Annotated in this window: 19 protein-coding genes; 2 read left to right on the top strand and 17 right to left on the bottom strand. The window is 68.8% G+C overall.

Going from position 1 to position 18,225, the window contains the following annotated elements; all coding sequences use genetic code 11:
- Positions 1-28: 28 nt before the first annotated feature.
- From WT26_RS34570 to WT26_RS34560, 4 genes are read right to left on the bottom strand one after another with little or no spacing between them, the layout of a single operon-like run.
- Positions 29-1,186, bottom strand: a complete 1,158-nt coding sequence (locus WT26_RS34570; protein ID WP_155123292.1) for an FAD-binding oxidoreductase — start codon at positions 1,184-1,186, stop codon at positions 29-31.
- Entirely contained in the window at positions 1,162-1,437 is a 276-nt protein-coding gene (locus WT26_RS38775; protein WP_155123291.1) for an FAD-binding oxidoreductase, read from the bottom strand. The genes WT26_RS34570 and WT26_RS38775 overlap by 25 nt, the downstream gene beginning before the upstream one ends.
- Before the next feature lie 24 nt (positions 1,438-1,461).
- The gene (locus WT26_RS34565) at positions 1,462-2,766 is read right to left on the bottom strand and encodes an MFS transporter (protein WP_069275057.1); all 1,305 of its coding nucleotides are present in this window, start codon (positions 2,764-2,766) and stop codon (positions 1,462-1,464) included.
- A gap of 11 nt (positions 2,767-2,777) precedes the next feature.
- Positions 2,778-3,851, bottom strand: coding sequence for a porin (locus WT26_RS34560; protein ID WP_069271766.1), 1,074 nt, complete (start codon positions 3,849-3,851; stop codon positions 2,778-2,780).
- Between the two features lie 456 nt (positions 3,852-4,307).
- On the opposite strand from WT26_RS34560, the gene WT26_RS34555 reads away from it, so the two are divergent.
- Positions 4,308-4,976, top strand: coding sequence for an FCD domain-containing protein (locus tag WT26_RS34555; protein WP_230461689.1), 669 nt, complete (start codon positions 4,308-4,310; stop codon positions 4,974-4,976).
- Between the two features lie 23 nt (positions 4,977-4,999).
- Here the strand turns inward: WT26_RS34555 and WT26_RS34550 are convergent, their stop codons facing one another.
- Together WT26_RS34550 and WT26_RS34545 are read right to left on the bottom strand one after the other, a co-directional pair.
- The gene (locus WT26_RS34550) at positions 5,000-5,386 is read right to left on the bottom strand and encodes a RidA family protein (RefSeq protein ID WP_060138664.1); all 387 of its coding nucleotides are present in this window, start codon (positions 5,384-5,386) and stop codon (positions 5,000-5,002) included.
- Complete coding sequence (locus tag WT26_RS34545; RefSeq protein WP_080485807.1) at positions 5,383-6,591, bottom strand: alpha/beta hydrolase; 1,209 nt, start codon at positions 6,589-6,591, stop codon at positions 5,383-5,385. The genes WT26_RS34550 and WT26_RS34545 overlap by 4 nt, the downstream gene beginning before the upstream one ends.
- 41 nt (positions 6,592-6,632) lie before the next feature.
- On the opposite strand from WT26_RS34545, the gene trhA reads away from it, so the two are divergent.
- Positions 6,633-7,253 (top strand): PAQR family membrane homeostasis protein TrhA, encoded by a 621-nt coding sequence (gene trhA, locus WT26_RS34540; RefSeq protein WP_059523176.1) that lies wholly within the window; start codon positions 6,633-6,635, stop codon positions 7,251-7,253.
- A gap of 48 nt (positions 7,254-7,301) precedes the next feature.
- Here trhA and WT26_RS34535 read toward each other — a convergent pair whose 3' ends face one another.
- The 11 genes from WT26_RS34535 to WT26_RS34485 form a co-directional block, all read right to left on the bottom strand.
- A complete protein-coding gene (locus WT26_RS34535) occupies positions 7,302-7,742 on the bottom strand; it encodes a nuclear transport factor 2 family protein (protein ID WP_069275056.1) in 441 nt (146 codons plus the stop codon).
- A 103-nt stretch (positions 7,743-7,845) separates the two neighbouring features.
- Positions 7,846-8,211: a DOPA 4,5-dioxygenase family protein gene (locus WT26_RS34530; protein WP_069275055.1), complete on the bottom strand. Its 366-nt coding sequence runs from the start codon at positions 8,209-8,211 to the stop codon at positions 7,846-7,848.
- Positions 8,212-8,474: 263 nt separating this feature from the next.
- Positions 8,475-8,903 carry a hypothetical protein gene (locus WT26_RS34525; protein ID WP_069275054.1) on the bottom strand — a complete coding sequence of 143 codons (429 nt, stop codon included), beginning with the start codon at positions 8,901-8,903 and terminating at the stop codon, positions 8,475-8,477.
- 49 nt (positions 8,904-8,952) lie between these two features.
- Positions 8,953-10,431 (bottom strand): efflux transporter outer membrane subunit, encoded by a 1,479-nt coding sequence (locus WT26_RS34520; protein ID WP_069275053.1) that lies wholly within the window; start codon positions 10,429-10,431, stop codon positions 8,953-8,955.
- A 9-nt stretch (positions 10,432-10,440) separates the two neighbouring features.
- The gene (locus WT26_RS34515; protein WP_069275052.1) at positions 10,441-11,355 is read right to left on the bottom strand and encodes an HlyD family secretion protein; all 915 of its coding nucleotides are present in this window, start codon (positions 11,353-11,355) and stop codon (positions 10,441-10,443) included.
- A 295-nt stretch (positions 11,356-11,650) separates the two neighbouring features.
- Positions 11,651-11,845 carry a DUF1656 domain-containing protein gene (locus WT26_RS34510; protein WP_069275051.1) on the bottom strand — a complete coding sequence of 65 codons (195 nt, stop codon included), beginning with the start codon at positions 11,843-11,845 and terminating at the stop codon, positions 11,651-11,653.
- A complete protein-coding gene (locus tag WT26_RS34505; protein ID WP_069275050.1) occupies positions 11,835-13,940 on the bottom strand; it encodes an FUSC family protein in 2,106 nt (701 codons plus the stop codon). Before WT26_RS34505 ends, WT26_RS34510 begins: the two co-directional genes overlap by 11 nt.
- A 119-nt stretch (positions 13,941-14,059) precedes the next feature.
- Positions 14,060-14,983: a LysR family transcriptional regulator gene (locus WT26_RS34500; RefSeq protein WP_069275049.1), complete on the bottom strand. Its 924-nt coding sequence runs from the start codon at positions 14,981-14,983 to the stop codon at positions 14,060-14,062.
- Positions 14,984-15,103: 120 nt separating this feature from the next.
- Positions 15,104-15,652: a flavin reductase family protein gene (locus WT26_RS34495; RefSeq protein WP_069275048.1), complete on the bottom strand. Its 549-nt coding sequence runs from the start codon at positions 15,650-15,652 to the stop codon at positions 15,104-15,106.
- A gap of 63 nt (positions 15,653-15,715) precedes the next feature.
- Entirely contained in the window at positions 15,716-16,942 is a 1,227-nt protein-coding gene (locus WT26_RS34490) for an FAD-dependent monooxygenase (protein ID WP_069275047.1), read from the bottom strand.
- A 40-nt stretch (positions 16,943-16,982) separates the two neighbouring features.
- Entirely contained in the window at positions 16,983-18,041 is a 1,059-nt protein-coding gene (locus WT26_RS34485) for an LLM class flavin-dependent oxidoreductase (protein ID WP_069275046.1), read from the bottom strand.
- Between the last annotated feature and the right edge of the window lie 184 nt (positions 18,042-18,225).

The raw sequence follows: 18,225 nt of genomic DNA, 5'->3' as shown, positions 1-18,225 counted from the left end.
GTGTATTCGAAAAAAATGATCTGGATTCCTATGCCGGGATTTCGACGACGCGGCCGCGATTCAGAAGCGACTTCGGATCCAGCGTTTTCTTCAGCGCGGCCATCAGCGCGACTTCGTCGGCGGAGCGGCTGTCGCGCAGATACGGCTTCTTCGACAATCCGATCCCGTGCTCGCCGGACACCGAGCCGCCGAGCGCGCCGACGGAGCGATGCACGCATGGCGACACGCGCGCCGCGAAGCCGGCGTCGTCCGGCGTGCCGCCGGCGACCAGATGCAAGTTCCCGTCGCCGAGGTGGCCGTAGGTCTGCATCCGGACCGTGCCGAGCCCGTGCAACTGCGCATGAATGTCGATCACCCACCGTTCCATGTCGGCAATCGGCAGGCTGACGTCGAAGCCGACCCACGGTGCGATCGCGTTCGCGGCTTCGCCGGACGCTTCGCGCAGCGCCCACAACGCGTCGGCCTCGGCGAGCGAGCACGCGATGATCGCGTCCGCTCCGTCGGAGGCTTCGAGAAACTCGCCGAGCACGTCGGTCAACGGAGCATCGTCGTCGTCGGGCTGCGCGCCCATCGTTTCGACGACGATCAGATGCGAGCCCGGACGCGCGAACGCCGGCTTCCCGATCTTCAGTTCCTGCGTGACGGTGTCGTAATAGTCACGCCACATCACTTCGAAGCTGGTCAGCGACGCGCCGAGCCGCCGGCGGCACGTTTGCAGCAGTGCGATCACTTCGCCGAAGCCGTTCACCGACACGAGCGCCGTCCGGCGCGATGCCGGCAGCGGCTGCAGCGACAGCACCGCGCGCGTCACGACGCCCAACGTGCCTTCGCTGCCGATGAACAGATGCTTCAGGTCGTAGCCGGCGTTGTCCTTGAGCACCTTGCCCATCCGCGAGATCACGGTGCCGTCGGCCAGCACGGCCTCGAGCCCGAGCACCGCGTTGCGCATCATCCCGTAACGCAGCACGCGGTTTCCGCCGGCGTTGGTCGCGATCATTCCGCCGATCTGGCACGAGCCGCGGCTGCCGATGTCGACCGGAAACAGCAGGTCGCTGGCGGCCGCGGCCGCGTGAACGGATTCCAGGCATACGCCGGCCTGAACCACCATCGTGCAGCCGACCGCATCGATCTCCTCGATCCGGTTCAGCCGCTCGAGCGACATCACCGCTTCGCCGGGCTGCGGCACGGCACGCACGCGCCGACGAGGCCGGTCATGCCGCCCTGAATCACGACGGGCTGATTCAGCGCGTGGAGGATCTTCATGACCGCCGCGACCTCGGCCGGCGTTTTGGGACGCAGGACCGCGACCGGTTCGCCGCGACCGCCGCTGAAGTCCTCGCAGTAGCGCGCACCGGCTTCATCGCCGTCGATGAAGCCCGCTTCGTTGAGGACGCCGGACAACGCGGCGCGAAGCTGCGCGGCATTCGAATTGCTCATCGTTGATCTCCTTTGGGAAACGCGTCAATGAACCGACGCGCGAGCCGGTTCGAACCGATCCGGGAACGGCAGCACCGCCGCCAGAACGGCGGCGACTGCGATACCGGAAGCCATGAAATAGATCGGCGCCGAAAAATCCGCGGTCCGGTCGCGGATGAGGCCGATCAGATAAGGCGCGGACAGTCCGGACACACTGCCGATCGTGTTGACGAGCGCGAGGCCGCCCGCTGCGGCCGCGCCGCTGAGAAACGCCGACGGGATCGACCAGAACACGCTGAGGCCGCCCATCAGCCCGGCGGTCGCGATGCACAGGAACACGAATGCGACGACCGGGTTCGACCACGCGGCCGCGCTCGCGATCATCCCGATCGCACCGACGGCCAGCGGGATGGCCAGATGCCATCTGCGCTCCCGCGTTTTGTCCGAATGCTTGCCGTTGACGAGCATCGCCGCGGTGCCGACGACGAACGGGACCGCGCTGACGAGGCCGATCGCAGCGATCGGCAGCCCGGACAACTGCTTGATCAGCTGCGGCAGCCACATCGTGATGCCGTTGAAGCCGATGCCGAGCGAGAAATAAAGCAGGCCCAGCAGCCACACGATCGGGCTCGTCAGCGCCGGAAGCAACTCCGACGTGCCCAGGCTTGCGGCGGCGCGGTCTTCCCGCTTCATTTTTTCCGTCAGCCACGTCCGTTCCGCGTCGGACAGCCACGCGGCTTTCGACGGCGCATCGGTCAGATAGAGGAACGCCGCGATGCCGAGGACGACGGCCGGAATGCCTTCGACGATGAACATCCATTTCCATCCGGAGAGTCCGCCCAGCCCGTGCATCGACGACATCAGCAATCCGGACAGCGGCGCGCCGACGATCACGGCGATCGTGTTGGCCGAGTAGACTTTCCCGATCGCCTTCGCGCGGTGCGCTTGCGGATACCAGCAGGTCAGGTAGTAGATCAGCCCCGGAAAGAAGCCGGCCTCGGCGATGCCGAGCAGAAACCGGACGCCGTACAGATGGTGCGGGCTGGTGATCGCGGCCTGGGCGATCGAGATCACGCCCCACGTGATCATGATCCGCGCGAGCCACGTGCGGCCGCCGAAGCGTTGCAGAAGCAGGTTGCTCGGAATTTCGAACAGGATGTAGCCCGCATAGAAGATGCTCGCCGCGAGTCCGTACATCGCCGGCTTCAGCCCCAGCTCGTCGTTCATCTGCAGCGCGGCGAAGCCGATGTTCACGCGGTCCAGGAAATTGACGAAATAGATGGCGAACAGCAGCGGCACCAGCCTTCGGGTGACCTTCCTGACGACAGCGTTTTCCAGATCGGGGAGCATGACGGTTCCTTCTAGAAGCGGTGGTTGATGCCGAGATTGAATGCGGAATTGCCTGCCGCGGGGTTGCCGACGTCGGTCGCGTTCCATATGCGGTAGAAGCCCGACGTCGCGGTATTCGACGCGCGGTTCCAGATGTGCGTGTACGACGCGTACAGGCTGGTGCGTTTCGACAGGTTGTGCACGTAGCCGAGCGCGAATTGCCGCGCGTCGTTGCGGTCGGCCGTGCGGTCGTCCTTGTAGATGCATGACGCAAGCAGGTAGTCGGTGCCGATGCGAACACTGGCGCCGATCAGGAAGTCTTGCGAGCGTCGATTGACGGTGCGCGGCACGATCGCGCCGCGGTTGATCACATAGTTGAGGTACGCGGTCGCGACGTCGAAGTCGTATTTGGCGCCGAAAAATACTTCGCGCGCGTCGTCCCCGCGGCCGTCGGCATTCCTGGCGTCGGCATAGGCGACGATCGTGTCGAGCTTGCCCGCGTTGTAGCCGAGCGATGCGCCGAACTGGCTGTTTGCGACGATCGATCCGGGCACGCCGCCGAGGCTGTACGAAATCTCGCCATACGGTCGGCCCGGCGTTTTCGGCAACGCGTATTTGATTGCGTTGTTCATCCGGTTGCTGCCGCCATGGCCGCCTGCGGAAATCAGGTTCGCCGACGTGCCGGCGAGCCCGGTGCCGAACGGATCCATCGTCACCTGCGCGATCGCGAGCGTCGTGTACTGGCGACCAAACGTCAGTCGTCCGAATCGAGCGGAGTCGACGCCGACGTACGCCTGGCGTCCGAACAGCAGGCCGCCTTGCCCGGCCGCGCCCGTATGGGTCAGGAAGCCGCCCTCGAGCGTGAAGACGGCGGACAGGCCGCCGCCCAAGTTTTCCCGGCCGCGCAGGCCCCAGCGGGATCCGCTCATGACGCCGCCGGTCTGTCGCGTGACCGCGCCTGCCGCGGCGCCGGACTCGTGCACGATGCCGACGTCCACGATGCCGTAGAAGTCGATCGCGGCGTCCCGGCTCTGTGCACGGGCCGTTACGCATACCGCGCAGGCGATTGCCGCGATGCCGACCACGTTGATTGCCGCTCGATTCATTGATTTCCCGTCCGTTCGTGGGGCGCGTGCCGAAGGCGCGCGAAGCTGTTCGCCGTATCGGCATCGCGTCGACGGCATGCACGGTCGTGTTTTATATGTGAAACAACGTTCCGTGCATTGAACTTAGGAAATTATAAATTTTTGCCGATCAAAGAAACTCTGTGTATACCCTAGAGCCGGCGGTGCGCGCGTACCGGGCGCAGCGAATGCGGCGAGACAGGGGGCCGGGCATCGGCGTGCGTACCCGTCCTTGCGGTTGACGCGGCCTTTAGGCACAGGCGCATGCGCGTGCCGACACAGTGTTGTAGCGGTACGCAGAATTTATAAAGCTGGCCGGGTGGTATAAGATTTCGCCTAACGCAATCCCGCCCTCGTCCTCAACCCGATGCTTCGCGCACGCCCATGATCTCGTCGCCCACCCGCGCTCCACGTCACGCGCCGTCCACCGATCCCGCGGTGTCGCAGACCATTTCGGAGAAGGCCTACAAGCTGCTTCGCGCGGACATCATTGCGGGCCGTCTGGCTCCCGGCGAAAAGCTTCGGCTGCAGTCGCTGCAGACGCGCTACGAACTCGGCGTCAGCCCGATCCGCGAGGCGCTGATGCTGCTGTGCGGCGACGAGCTCGTGACCAACGAAGGCCAGCGCGGCTTCAGCGTCGCGCCGTTGTCCAGGAGCGATCTGCTCGACCTGACGAGCGCGCGCATTGCGATCGAACAGGTGTTGCTCGCAGATTCGATCGCGCAGGGCGACGACGATTGGGGTGCCGACATCACGGCCGCGTATTACAAGCTCACGAAGGCGCGCTTGCCGACCGACGCGTCGGACGTCGCGGCGATCGAGCTATGGGAAGCCGCGCACCGTCGGTTTCATTTCTCGCTGGTGGCGGCGGCGACGTCGAAATGGCTGCTGCGGATGGACGAGCAACTCGTCGATCATTCGGAACGCTATCGACGAATCCGGCTGGCTTACCCGCGGTCCACGAAAAAGCTCGCCGACGACGTGCTGAAGGAACACCGGGATTTGATGGAAGCCGTGCTGGACCGCGACACCGCTAAGGCGCTGGAACTGCTGCGGCATCACGTGACGGGCACCGCCGAAGCGCTGCTCAAGCGCTTCGGCGACTGACGGTCGCGCGCCGGGCCGCTCGACTACTCGCGGGCGGGCGGCAACGCGACATACGCGACGATTTCGATCCGCATGGCCGGCGCCACCAGCGCGCCGGCGATTACCGTCGACCGGTTCGGATACGGTGGCGTGAAGAATTCCCGATAGACACGGTCGACGACCGGCACGTCGTCGACGTCCAGCAGCGTGATCAGCACTTGCGCAACGCACGACAGATCCGCACCGGCGGCTTCGGCCGCGGCCTTCAGATTCCGAAACGTGATGCGCGCTTGCGTCGCGATATCGCCGGTCTCGAGCGAACCGTCGCTGCGCACCGGCCCGTGTGCGGTGAAGAGCAGGCCCGCGGCCTTGATTGCCCATGAGAACGGCTGCGCCGGTTGGGGCAGTCCGATGTCCACCGCCTCTTTCAATTCGACGTCTCCTCGACCAGATGGGCAAGCGTTGCGAACCACGGATGCGACGGATCGCGCAATGCGGTATGCGTCTGAAAATGATCTTCGCCGGGATGCTCGTCGCAGCGAAGCAGGCTGCGCGGATCGGCGTGCGCGAGTAGCGCATGCATGCGCCGGTTCGAGCGGATCACGCGTTCGCTGTCGTTTTGCCCGTAGCTGAGCACCATCGGCACGGCGGACGTTGCCGCCCAGCACAATGCGCTCATCGCGGCGTCGCTGTCGGTGCGATCGAGCAGTGTCGTATAGACGCGTTCTTCCAGGCTGCCGGGCAACGGGCTCGGATGGCACAGATCCATCACGCCGCTGATCGGAAGGCAGCCTCGCACGGCGGTCGGCGAGCCGCCGGCGGCTCGCAGCGCGGGCGCGCGCAATGCCGCCATCGCGGCGATCGCGCCTCCCGCGGAATGTCCGGCCAGATACAGGCGGTCGGGATCGCCGCCCCATCGACGCGCTGCGCCGGCGAGATGCGCGAGCAACGCCGCGGCATCGTCGAACGCGGCCGGCAGCCGATGCCGCGGCGCGAGCCGGTAGGTGGGGGCGACCAGCACCATGCCGATACGGACCACGGCGGACGCGAGAAACGATACGTATTCCTTGTATCCGTTCGTCCAGCCTCCGCCGTGCCAGAACACCAATATCGGCGCGTTTTTCAGTCGATCGGCACCGAACACGTCGTAGCGGTGCTGCGGATCGGGGCCGTAGCGGAGATCGCGTATCGCGACGACATCCGGCGGGATGTCGGTCGACCAGCTCAGGACGGTCCGCTCGTAATCGATCGCGGCTTGGGACGGCAACGGTGGCTGCGCGTCGGCGGACATGGTGGATGGCGTGCTCATCTGGGTACGGAAGGGCGTTTCGCCGCGTTCGACGGCGGGTCGCGTAAATAAAAAGCGCAGTATATGTTCGATACGTAGGAATTTGTAAATTATTCGCCGACCCGATCGCAATCGCGACCGGCCGCCCGTTTCGGGAAGGCCGTCGCCGAATCCGCGACGCGCAGCGCGAATCGAAGTGAAGGGAAAAGCGCATGCCGGCTGAGCGCGCGAGATCCGACATCGACTGCGTCGAAGGGAACGGCGCCAGCACCCGGATGACCGTGTTGTTGCGCGTCGGCAGGTTGCGTGCGTGCGCACATCACGGCATGCTTCGCTCGCCGGTATCATGGCAGTCCCTTGTTCCGGTCAACCGCGCAGGAGAACTCGTCGTGCATGCCGGTGAGCGTTTCAACAGCATTACCCATCTCGTCGGCGCAGTGCTATCGGTGGCAGGGCTGGTAACACTGGTGACGATGGGCGCGCTCGAAGGCGACGCCTACAAGGTGGTGAGTTTCAGCGTGTACGGCGCGATGCTCTGCGTGCTCTACGCGATCTCGACGCTGTACCACAGCGTGCGTAGCCCGCGCCTGAAAGCCATCCTGCAGAAGTGCGACCACTCGGCGATCTACCTGCTGATCGCCGGCAGCTATACGCCGTTCACGCTGGTCACGCTGCGTGGCCCGTGGGGCTGGTCGCTGTTCGGGGTGAGCTGGGGGCTGGCCGTGTTCGGCATCGTCCAGGAACTGACGCTCGGGCGGCGCACGCGCCTGCTGTCGATGATCCTGTACGTGGCGATGGGCTGGCTCGCGCTCGTCGCGGTACGTCCGCTGATCCATGCGCTGCCGCCGGTCGGCACCGCATGGCTCGTGGCCGGGGGCCTCATCTACAGCGCGGGCATCTACTTCTTCGTCAACGACGAACGCATCCGCCACGGGCACGGCATCTGGCATCTGTTCGTGCTGGCCGGGAGCCTGTGCCAGTTCGTCAGTGTCGCGATGTACGTTGCGTGAGCATCGCGCCGTGCCGCATGCGTGAGCGCGTCGGCGCGACGATGGCGATCATGCGCGCTCGGCCGTCGATGCGGCGCTGCGCAGCGCAGTGAATCCGACCCATCCCCAGTACACGCGATGATGCGCGATCAGCCCGTCGCGCAGGTCCATCACTTCGACGAGATCGACCTGGTCGCCTTCCGGCGTCGCGCGCGGATATTCCCACGTGAGCCGGCGGCCGTTCGAGAAGAACAACCCGGTGCGGTACCAGCGCCCGAGCCGGTTCTGCGGATTGCGCAGGCCGGCCGCGAAGAACGCGCCGATCGCGGCCTTGCCATGCAGCACGCCTGAGCCGTGATCGGGCAGCGTGGCGACGATCAGCGGCGTTTCGAGCACCGCGTCGTCGGCATACAGCGCCATCAGCGCATCGACGTCGCGCGCGACGACGGCCGCGTGCCAGCCTTCGTGGATGCGCCGGGCATCGGCGTCAGTGTCGGCGTGTGTCGTCATGGCGGGCTTCGGACAGCGTGGATAACGGACCCACTGTATCGGACGCACACTGGCAGACGTTTCAGCACGGACCGAAACGTGGATGTCGGCCCGTGCTACACGGTTAATCCGCGAACACGCCGAGGTTCAGCACGTACGACTTCCCGATCCACACGGCGCAATCGCGATGGTCGCGCAGTTCGTCGCCCGTATTCGGATGCAGGAAGATATCCAGCGCGCCGTGGTTCAGCACGAGCCACGGCACGATGTCGTCGAAGCGCGCGGTGTCGAACGCGATCTGGTACGACCACGCCGGGTGCGGGCCGACGAGGCGTTCGTGGAAGCGGCCGAGTTCGATGACCGCGCCGAAGCGCTGCTCGACGATCTGCCGGAAGGTCCAGGCCGCATCGCGGCTGGCGGCGTCGAAGTAGACGTGCGCGTGCCAGCTGTCGATGGCGGCGACGTCGATGGAAGTGGCGTGAGCGTGCATGCTGGAAGGCGAACGTGTGCGCCGTCGCGTCGGCAACGGCCGGAGCGCCATTATCGCGCCGCGCGGCGCGGCCTGCAGCGACCTGCGTCACGCGGCGCGTCAGTGCAGCCACGAAGGCAGCTCGACGATGACGACATACGTCGGCGCGCCGCGCCGTCGCGACACCAGGGCCGGCATCCGTCGGCGGCGTATCGAGCGGGCGCGCTCGCGCCGCCGGCGGTGTCCGGGCGTCGCCGTTTCCGCGCGGATTGCGGCCGCGCGCATCACGTCGGGCGAACCTGCAATGCTGCGCGGTCCGTGTCCGTCAGCCGCGCGGCAAGCGCGGCGGCCTCGTCGAGCGACGCCACCGCCTCGTGCGGAATCCCGAACGCCTTTACGGCCGTCTCGCCTTGCTCGGCGACCCGCGCGCGCCGCTCGGGATCCGGCTCGACGCTGACGAGCGCCTTGCAGACGGCGCCCAGTGCGACCTTGTTCTGCTTGAGCCAGACCGCGCGATGCTTGCGGTCGTCGTGGCTCTCGTCGGTGTCGAGCTCGACGTAGACGATCACGAACGGCTCGCCGTGGCGCATCAGCGCGTCGATCTCCTTCTCCCATTGCAGCGCATAGCCCGGCGTCGCGGCCTGCGCGCGAAACACGCAGAACGGAAACCGGCTGATGTCGTGCACGACGAATTCCTGCGGATCGAGATTCATGGCGATTCTCCTGTGAAGCATGACGACGGGAACACCGGCGCAATGCGCGTCAGCGTGCGGGGCCCGGCGGCGGGCCGTCGGCCTGCGCGACCGGCGCGTCGTTGCGCCAGCCGACGCCGAGCGACTTGTAGAGCGCGATCGCGCCTTGCACCTGGGCGAGCCGGCTGAGTGCGAGCGCATCGCGGGCGCGGTACGTCGCGCGCTGCGCCGTGAGTACCGACAGGTATTCGCCGAGGCCGTTGCGGTACAGCCGCGTCGCGCGTGACTGCGCATCCTGGCTGCTGTCGACCGCCGCGGCGAGCGCCGCCTGCCGGTCGCGCTCCGCGTAGATTTCGGCGAGCGCATCCTCGACCTCGCGGAACGCGACGCGGATGCGCTGCTCGTATGCGAGCCGCGCGGCCTCGGCGGCCGCGCGCGCGGCGTCGACGCCGGCTTTCGCGCGGCCGCCGTCGTACAGCGTCTGCGTGCCGTCCAGCGCGACCGACCAGGCGACGCTCGCGCCCGAGAACAGGTCCTGCACGAGGCTCGCCGTCGTGCCGAGGCTCAGCGGAATCGCGAAATGCGGAAACTGCTCGGCGCGCGCGACGCCGATCTGCGCGGTCGCGGCGGCGAGCCGCCGTTCGGCGGCGCGAATGTCGGGACGCTCGCGGATCACGTCCGACGGCAGCGTGACGGGCAGCGCGGGCGCGACCGGCAGGGTCGCGCCGGGCGCGCTCAGCGTGTCGCGCAGCGCGCCGGGAAAGCCGCCGGTCAGCACGCCGATCGCGTGGGCGAGACGCGCGACGTCCTGCTGCAGCGGCGGCACCGCCGCCTGCGCGAGCTGCAGCTCGGCACGCGCCTGCGCGACCGCGAACGACGTGCCGAGGCCGCGCCGGTTCGAGCGCTCGGTCAGCTGCCGCGTGGCGTCGAGGCTCGCGACGTTGTCCGTTGCGATCCGCAGCCGTTCCTGCGTCGCGCGCAGTCCCGCGTAATCCGACGCGAGTTCCGCCAGCAGGCTCACGAGGATCGCGTGGCGATCGTCGTCGAGCGCGTCGATCTGCGCATCGGCGGATTCGACCGCGCGTCGCGTGCCGCCGAACAGGTCGAGCTCCCACGACGCGTCGAAGCCGAGCCGGTAGGTGCGCGACTGGCCGATCCCGGGCGGCCATTCGAGCGCCCGCGACGAGCGCAGCGCATCGGCGTTGCCGCCCGCGGTGACGGTCGGGCCGAGGCGGCTCGCGATCCGGTCGCGTTCGGCGCGCGCCTGCAGCAAGCGCTGGCGCGCGATCGCGAGATCCTGGTTGCCGTCGAGCGCCTGCGCGATCAGCCGGTCGAGCAGCGCATCGCGGAACGCGCGCCACCAGTCCTGCAACTGCGCGGGGTCGGCCTGCACGGCGCTGTCGCCGCGCTCGATCCAGCCGGGCGGGTGCGCGGGCTGCGGCGCCACGTAATCGGGGCCGACCGTCGTGCAGGCGGTGAGCGCGCTCGCGCAGGCGGCGGCGCCGAGCGCGGCGCCGAATCGTGTCGATCGGAAAGGCGTGCGTCGCATCGGAGCCGCCTACATCCACGCGTGCAGCCACGACGCGAGCCGGCCGCGCGGCGTGCGCTCGCGTCCGCGTTCGCCGACTTCGACGCTGCACGTCATGCCGGCCGCCAGCAGCACGCCGGCCGGCACCCGGTCGATCTCGATGCGCACCGGAATGCGCTGCGCGAGCCGCACCCAGCTGAAGGTCGGGTTGACGGCCGGCAGCCCGAGTTCGTCGAGCGTGCCGTTTTCGTCGGCGATACCGCGGCCGATGCTCGTAACGTGCCCGCTCAGCAGCGGATCGAAGCCCATCAGCCGGATCGTCGCGGGCGCGCCCGTCGCGACGCGGCGCAGCTTGGTCTCCTCGAAATAGCCGGTGATCCAGAAGCTGTGCGCGTCGAGCACCGAGATGCCGGGCTTGCCTTCGACCGCGTAGTCGCCGTGACGCAGGCGCAGCTGCGTCACGTAGCCGTCGACCGGCGAGCGCAGCGTCGTGCGTTCGAGGTCGAGCTTCGCGACGTCGAGCGCGGCCAGCGCCTTGCGGTGCTCGGCCTGCGCGATCGCCACCGCGCGGCTCGAGCGCTGGATGTCCTCGCGCGGCACGAGATCGTCGAGGCCGGTGCGCCGCTGCGCTTCGTCGCGCTTCTGGCGCATCGACTCGGCGGTCGCGGCGACCTGCGCCTCGGCCTGCTCCACCGCCAGCGCGAAGCGCTGCGGATCGATCCGGTACAGCACGTCGCCTTTCGCGACGCGCTGGTTGTCGACCACCGCGACTTCGACGACGGTGCCCGACACTTCGGGCGCGATCCGCACGACGTGCGCGCTGACGCGCGCGTCGCGCGTCCACGGCGCGAGGACGTATGCATGCCAGAGCGCGGCGACCAGCACGATCGCGACGCCGGCCGCGGCGAGCGTCAGCAGGGAGCGGGTGAGGGGTTTGAGCGACATGACGCAGATCCTAGGGTCTGTTTACATATGGAACGTACATGCGTTGCCACGAGAACGGCCGCTCGCGAGGCGTGCGACGCCGCGAATACTGGACGTATCGCCAAGGAGCACAACGTGGCGAGCGGCCGTTCTCGTGGCAACCCCAAACTTGAAATTCATTCCAGGGGAATGCCCGAAATCGCCCGTATGGCGGCGTCGCTCGTCGCTTGTTTGGCGCGGCCAAACGGCGCTCCTCGCTCCTTGCCCTACGAGCGATTTCGGGCATTCGCATGTACGTTCCATAGGTAAACAGACCCTAGAGATAAAGAACCAGCGTGGCGACCAGCACGAGCGAAATCGCGAACTCGAACAGCGCCGGATGCCACACGCGGCGCAGCACGCCGAGCCGCGCGAGCAGCGCGCGCACGGCCAGGTAGAGCGGCACGGTCGCGCACGCATAGACGAAAAAGGGCGGCAGGTAGATGCCGGCCAGCGGGAATTCACTGAGCATCGCGGGCGCGCTCCGGAACGGCGGTGAAATAGGCGGCGTACGTGTGCAGCAGCACGTGGACGTCGGCGAACGCGGCCATCAGGCGTTTCAGCTCGGCGCCGCAGCCGGGATGCGCGGCGGCGAGGCCGGCCAGCGCGTGCGCGGCGCGCCGTGCATGCCGGGCCGCGCGCACGGGTTGCGCTGCGCGGCGGGCGAGCCGAGCGAGCGCGGTGCGCGCGCACTGCCGCGCGGGCTCGGGCAAGCCGTCGCGCGCGGCGCCGCGGCGGATCCGCAGCAGCTCCTTGCCGACGTGCAGTGCCGCGAGCGCCTCGATGCTCGCCTGCGTCATCGCGGCCGGCTGGCCCGCGAGCAGCGCGCCGAGCTGCGCGATGCGGTGCTGCTGGCGCTGCTGCCAGCCCGCCGCCGTGACGCGCCGGCCGGCCACGAGCGCGAGCGTGTCGTCGCGGATCGTGCGGCGCAGCCGCGTGGCATCGGTGGCCAGGTTGCCCGGCAGGATCAACCGGAACGTGAGCAGCGTGAGGAACGTGGCGAGCACCCACGCGACCGACTGGTTCAGGAACAGCGCAACGTCGGGGCGGAACGGATTGGTCGCGCCGGTCAGCGTGTTGAACGCGACGAGATAGGCGAGCCCCGCGAGCGCGCTCTTCGGCACGCTCGTCGCGTAGATGCCGGGCATCCAGAACAGCGCGAGCGCGACGACGAGCAGCGGAAAGCCTTCGATGCGCGGCAGGATGCCGAACGCGCACACGAACGCGGCCGGCACGGCGAGCACCGTGCCCTTGATGAACGCCTGCGCGCCGGCGGCCGGGTTGCCGGCGGTCGCGAGCAGCGCACAGTACGGCGCGACGACGAGCAGCATCATGTCGCCCTGGTTCCAGCCGGTCGCGAGCCAGAACGCGCCGGAGATCACGATCGCGCACATCGAGCGCACGCCGTTCTCGAGCGCCGAGCGTACGTCGCGATGGAAGCGCACCGGCGCGGGCCGGCGCTGCGGCCGCGCGCGCTGCAGCTCGACGAGCCCGTCGAGCGCCGCGCGGTAGTCGTCGATCTGCTCGATCAGCCGCTCGCCGGCGATCAGCAACGCCGCGTCGTCGCGCGGATCGGCCAGCACGATCTCGTCGAGCGCCGTCCTGAAGCGCTGGCGCGCGTCGCCGAGCAGCGCAAGCGCGCGCACGGTGCCGGCCGGGCCGTCGGCGAGCGCGTCGGCGGCGGCCTGCCACGCGGCCGCGAGACGCGGCTGCAGCGACGCGACCGCGCGCGCGCCGGGGCTGTCGGCCGGCAGCGGCGGCATGCCGCCCGCGAGCGCGCCGAACAGCGACGCCATCCCGTGCCGCACGGCGGCCGCGCGTTGCGCGAGGTCTGCCGATTCGGCCTTGCCGAGCGCGAGCAGATCGTCGATGCCGTAGATGCCGGCGAACAGCGCGTGCCGCTGGTCATCGCCGGGCGCGGCGGCGATCCCGCCGCGCTGCACGGCGATCGCGCGGGCGGCGGACGCGGCGAGCCGCGCGACCAGCGCTTCGAGTTTCATGCGGACGTCGCGCGTGCCGAGCAGCATCGACACGAGGCTCAGGCACAGCACGCCGATCGCGACCGTCGAGCCGCGCCCGATCACGTGCTCGAAGGTCAGCTCGGGGTGCTGCATCGCGCCGTAGGTCGCGAGGCCGATCGTGTAGCCGGCCACCACGGTGCCCGACGCGCGGAAGTGCCGCAGCAGCGTCATGCCCGCGACGCAGACACCGAGCCAGAACGCGAAGCCGAGGATGAACAGCAGCGGCTGCTGCGCGAAGCAGCCCATCAGCACGAACGCGACGACCATCCCCGCGATCGTGCCGACCACGCGCCACACGCCCTTGCCGATCACCGCGCCCTGGACGGGATTGATCACGAGCAGTACCGTCGACGCGGCCGAATACGGGGTTTCCAGTTCGAGCAGGTACGCGACGCCGAGCGCGAGCGCGGCGGCGATGACCGAGCGCGCGACATACGCGCCGCGCGGCGTGAAGATGTCGATGCGCGCGACCAGCGCCGCCGTCGCTCGACTCAGGCGCCCGGGCGGGGCCGGCGCGGTGGCCGGCGGATCTGCTGCGTTATGCACTCCTGTACTCCTGATGCACCATGATGAATGACGCAAACAGTCTACGGGCGGGGCATGCATGCCGAACAGTGACGTCTTTGCACTCGACGCGTGCATCTGGCGCACGCGTCGAGTGCGCGTCATGCGTGCGTCGGCTGCAATGCCGACGGGCCGGTGCACAGCCCGCGCACCACACGCCGCAACCACTGGTGCGCGGGGTCGCTCTGGAAGCGCGGATGCCACGCCTGCGTGATCAGCACGGTTTCGAGCGGCACCGGCAGTTCGAACGTGCGCACGCCGAGCCCGGCCCGCACCGCGCCGCGCGCGAGATGCTCGGGCAGCGGCAGGATCAGGTCCGACGCCTGCAGCGCGAAGATCGCCGCATACGGCGTCGGCACGACGAGCAGGACGTGCCGTTCGAGGCTGCGCTCCGCCAGCGCGGTGTCGATCGGCCCCACCGACTTGCCGCGCCGCGAGACGCCGATATGCGGCCAGCGCGCGAAGCGCTCGGGCGTGATGTCGTCGTCGAAGATCGGGTGGTCGTGGCGCGCGAGGCCGACGAAGGTCGTCGTGAACAGCGGCTGCACGCGAATCTCCGGCCCCAGGCGGCGCGACGCGCTGATGAACAGGTCGATGCGGCCGCTGCGCAAGGCGTCGTCGTCGATGTCGTCTTCCTCGGGCATGAAGCGCAGCATCGCGCGCGGCATCCCGCGCGCCATCTCCTCGAGCAGCCGGCTGCTGTGCAGGCCGACGAAGACGTCGTTCGCCCGCACGTTGAACTGCTTGTCGAGCGTGCCGAGATCGATTTCCGCGGACGGCGCGAGCAACTGCGATGCGCGCTCCACGGTTTCGCGGACGACGCCGCGCAGTTCGAGCGCACGCGGCGTCGGCACCATCTTGCGGCCGGCCTGCACGAAGATCGGGTCGCCGACCGTTTCGCGGATGCGCGCGAGCGTGCGGCTCATCGCGGGCGGGCTGAGGTTCATGCGGCGTGCGGCGCCGACGACGCTGCCCTCTTCGAGCAGCGCATCGAGCGAAATCAGCAGGTTCAGGTCGGGTGCCATCAAGTCCTCCTCAAAGCGTGCATGCGGCGCAATGGTAGTGCGCGAGCCGCTCGCCTGGCGTCAGTGCAGCGCACGCATCGATTGCGCGCGGCGACATGCGCGGCGCACGCAACGACGCCGTCATGTGCGCTCGCCGGCGGCCGACGGCGCGCGCGTCGCATCGGACGGCAGCGAGCGGACGGCGGCGAATGCGCCGTTCACGTACATCAGCGGGTTCACGTCGGCGGACATCGCGACGCGCGTGACCCGGCCGACCAGAATCGAATGCGAGCCGACCTCGACCTGTTCGAGCGTGTCGCAGAAGAACGACGTCTGCGCGTTCTCGAGATAGGGCAGGCCCGTCGCCGCGTCGGTACGCCATGCGTCGTGCGCGAAACGCGCGTCGGAGCCCGTCGTGCTGCACGCGAGCGCGAGCGGCACGTGGCAGCTTCGCAGCGCGTTCACGCAGAAACGCCGGCGGCCGGTGATCGACGCGTGAATGCTCGCGCGCCGGTTGATGCACACCAGCACGGTCGGCGGATCGAGCGCGACCGACGTGAACGAGCTGGCGGTCAGCGCGCACGGTGCGGCGGCGGCGCCGTCGCCGCCGGTCGTCACGATCGTGACGGTGGCGGCCACGCCGCGCATCGCCTGTTTCAGTTGCTGCGCAATGTCCACGGTGTTCGTCATGATGCGGTTCCATCGCGAAAGGCCCCGGCGCGAAGCGCGGCCGCGCGGCGCCGGGGTGAAGCGTCACATCTGGTACGCGTCGGCCCAGGTCCAGTGATAGGACCTGAAGTCGGCGCGGCGCGACTTGAGCTCGGCGTCGCGCGCCTGCTGCTCGGGGCCGTCGGGCAGGTGGAATACGCCGCCGTTGCCGGCCGATGCCAGCTGGATCCGCGCGCTGCGGTCGATCCGCAGGCGCTGGTATTCGACCAGCGCGGCGCCGAGGGCGTCCTTCGACGCGAGCCCGGTCACGCACCGGCCGAGCACGACCGCGTCCTCGAGCGCCTGCGCGGCGCCTTGCGACTGGTACGGCAGCATCGGGTGGCATGCGTCGCCGAGCAGGCACACGCTGTCCCACACCCAGCGCGTGAGCGGCTGGCGGTCGTGCAGCGACCAGCGGCTCAGGTCCGACGCGCAGCGGATCAGCCCGACGAGGCGCGGATCCCAGCCGTCGAGCTCGGCCTCGAGCGTCGCGCGGTCGCCCTTGCTGCTCCACGATTCGCGCGTGCTGCCGTCGCCCGGCACGATCACGACGAGGTTCAGCAGCCGGCGGTCGCGCACCCAGTAATGGATCGCGTGCCGGCCGGGCCCGAGCCAGATCGTCACCTGCGGTTCCCTGACGATCTCGAACACGGGCGAGCGCGGGTCGATCGCATCGGCGTCGATCAGCGCGCGATACGCGTCGTCGCCGCTGTAGTGCGGCGCGTCGTCGCCGAGCAGCGCGTGGCGCAGCGTCGAATGAATGCCGTCGGCCGCGACGACGAGATCCGCGCGCCAGCGCGTGCCGTCCGCGGCGACGACGCTCGCGCCGTCGGGTCCGTGCGCATCCAGGTCGCGCACCGCGACGCCGCCGCGCACGTCGACCGGCACGCCGGCGCCTGCCGGGTCGCGCACGGCGTCGAGCAGCGCGGCATGCAGGTCGGCGCGATGCGCGTTCCAGTACGGTGCGTTGAAGGCGGCTTCGACTTCGTCGCCGAGCGGGAAGGAACCGAGCAGGCTGCCGTCCTGCCAGCGGCGGCGGATCGTCGCGATCGGGGCGACGGCGGCCAGCCGCTGCCGGTCGAGCACGCCGAGCGCACGCAGCGCGCGCGTCGCGTTCGGCACGACCTGCAGCCCGGCGCCGACTTCCCGGAACGCCCGGCTCTGCTCGAGCACGGTGACCCGATGGCCGGCGCGCCGCAGCGCGAGCGCGGCGGCGAGGCCGCCGATGCCGGCGCCGACGACGAGCGCGCTGAGTGAAGTTGTCGTGATCATGGAGGGGTTCGCCTCTCGTCCGGAATAGATCGACATGGCGTCATAGTCCCGGCAGCACGTCGCGGGCGAACACCTCCAGGTTGTTGCTCATCAGCTCGTACGGCTGCGCGCCGTAGTCGATGTGCCACAGGATCGCGTCGAGACCGAGGTCGGCCTCGAGCGCGCGGATGCGCTGGCGCACGGTGTCGGGCGTGCCGAGCACGGCGGTTGCGTCGAGGTCGGCCGTGTCCATGCCGCCCATCTTGTTCTTCATCGCTTCGTTGTAGCCCTGGTAGGCAGGCGACTGCACCTGCTCCCACGACTTCGCCGCTTCCGCGAAATAGCGCCAGTGATGGCGCAGGCGCGGCTCCGCGAGTGCCAGCGCATGCGCGTCCGACGTGCCGATCATCAGCGGGATGCTGATCGAGACCTGCGGCTTGCGGCCGGTGTGGCCGTGATGGCGCTCGAACGTGTCGCGATAGAGCGCCACCATCTCCTGGGTCTTGGCGAGCGCGGCCTTGCGCGGCGGCGCGGCCATCAGCAGGTTGAAGCCGCGTTCGCCGATCCACTCGAAGCTGGACGGCGTGAGCAGCGCCGCGACCCACACCGGCGGGCGCGGCTGCTGCGTCGGGCGCGGCAGCGATTGCGCGTCGCGGTAGCGGAAGAACGGGGTGTCCTCGCTGGCCGATTCCTCGGCGAGGAGCCGCACCGTCGCGTCGATCGTCTGCTGGAAGCGCGTCTTGCTCGAGTCGAGATCGATGCCGAATGCATCGAATTCGTACGGCAGGAAGGCGCGCGCGAAGCCCAGTTCGAGCCGCCCGTTCGAGATCGCGTCGAGCTGCGCGGCTTCGGCCGCGAGCTGGACCGGATGATGGAACGACGCCTGGATGCCGCCCGTCATCAGGCGGATCGACTTCGTCTGCGCGGCCACGGCCGCGAGGAACATCAGCGGCGACGGGCTGTAGCCGCCGTACGGCTTCAGGTAGTGCTCGGTCATCTTCACGTACGTGTAGCCGAGCCGCTCGGACAGCGCGCTGAGCTTCAGCGCCTGCGCGTAATAGTCGGCCGCCGGGCGGTCGGCCGGGCCGGTATCGGGCAGGAAGGACACGCCGAACTTCATAGACACCTCACAGGTTGATGTGCTGCCGTTGTCTGCAAAGGGGAAGCGATGCCGCGACGAATGCGTCCCCCGGTCGGGAAACAGGATCGCTCGCAAGTCACTTGCAAGGATGATCCAATCATAGGATGATTGGGTCTATGCAAGTCTTACACGTCGCAAGATTTGCTGCAAGCGTTGCTCGGTT

It is taken from the genome of Burkholderia cepacia, assembly GCF_001718835.1.
GTDB lineage: Bacteria > Pseudomonadota > Gammaproteobacteria > Burkholderiales > Burkholderiaceae > Burkholderia > Burkholderia cepacia_F.
This window is presented reverse-complemented; position numbering and strand designations above follow the sequence as displayed.

Excerpts from the sequence above, each read along its gene's own strand:
- WT26_RS34535 (WP_069275056.1), bottom strand. The coding sequence starts at position 7,742 with ATGACGACACACGCCGACACTGACGCCGATGCCCGGCGCATCCACGAA.
- WT26_RS34545 (WP_080485807.1), bottom strand. The coding sequence starts at position 6,591 with ATGATACCGGCGAGCGAAGCATGCCGTGATGTGCGCACGCACGCAACC.
- WT26_RS34500 (WP_069275049.1), bottom strand. The coding sequence starts at position 14,983 with ATGGCACCCGACCTGAACCTGCTGATTTCGCTCGATGCGCTGCTCGAA.
- WT26_RS38775 (WP_155123291.1), bottom strand. The coding sequence starts at position 1,437 with ATGAGCAATTCGAATGCCGCGCAGCTTCGCGCCGCGTTGTCCGGCGTC.
- WT26_RS34485 (WP_069275046.1), bottom strand. The coding sequence starts at position 18,041 with ATGAAGTTCGGCGTGTCCTTCCTGCCCGATACCGGCCCGGCCGACCGC.
- WT26_RS34515 (WP_069275052.1), bottom strand. The coding sequence starts at position 11,355 with ATGTCGCTCAAACCCCTCACCCGCTCCCTGCTGACGCTCGCCGCGGCC.
- WT26_RS34525 (WP_069275054.1), bottom strand. The coding sequence starts at position 8,903 with ATGAATCTCGATCCGCAGGAATTCGTCGTGCACGACATCAGCCGGTTT.
- WT26_RS34490 (WP_069275047.1), bottom strand. The coding sequence starts at position 16,942 with ATGATCACGACAACTTCACTCAGCGCGCTCGTCGTCGGCGCCGGCATC.
- WT26_RS34510 (WP_069275051.1), bottom strand. The coding sequence starts at position 11,845 with ATGCTCAGTGAATTCCCGCTGGCCGGCATCTACCTGCCGCCCTTTTTC.
- WT26_RS34495 (WP_069275048.1), bottom strand. The coding sequence starts at position 15,652 with ATGACGAACACCGTGGACATTGCGCAGCAACTGAAACAGGCGATGCGC.
- WT26_RS34520 (WP_069275053.1), bottom strand. The coding sequence starts at position 10,431 with ATGCGACGCACGCCTTTCCGATCGACACGATTCGGCGCCGCGCTCGGC.
- WT26_RS34530 (WP_069275055.1), bottom strand. The coding sequence starts at position 8,211 with ATGCACGCTCACGCCACTTCCATCGACGTCGCCGCCATCGACAGCTGG.
- WT26_RS34565 (WP_069275057.1), bottom strand. The coding sequence starts at position 2,766 with ATGCTCCCCGATCTGGAAAACGCTGTCGTCAGGAAGGTCACCCGAAGG.
- WT26_RS34560 (WP_069271766.1), bottom strand. The coding sequence starts at position 3,851 with ATGAATCGAGCGGCAATCAACGTGGTCGGCATCGCGGCAATCGCCTGC.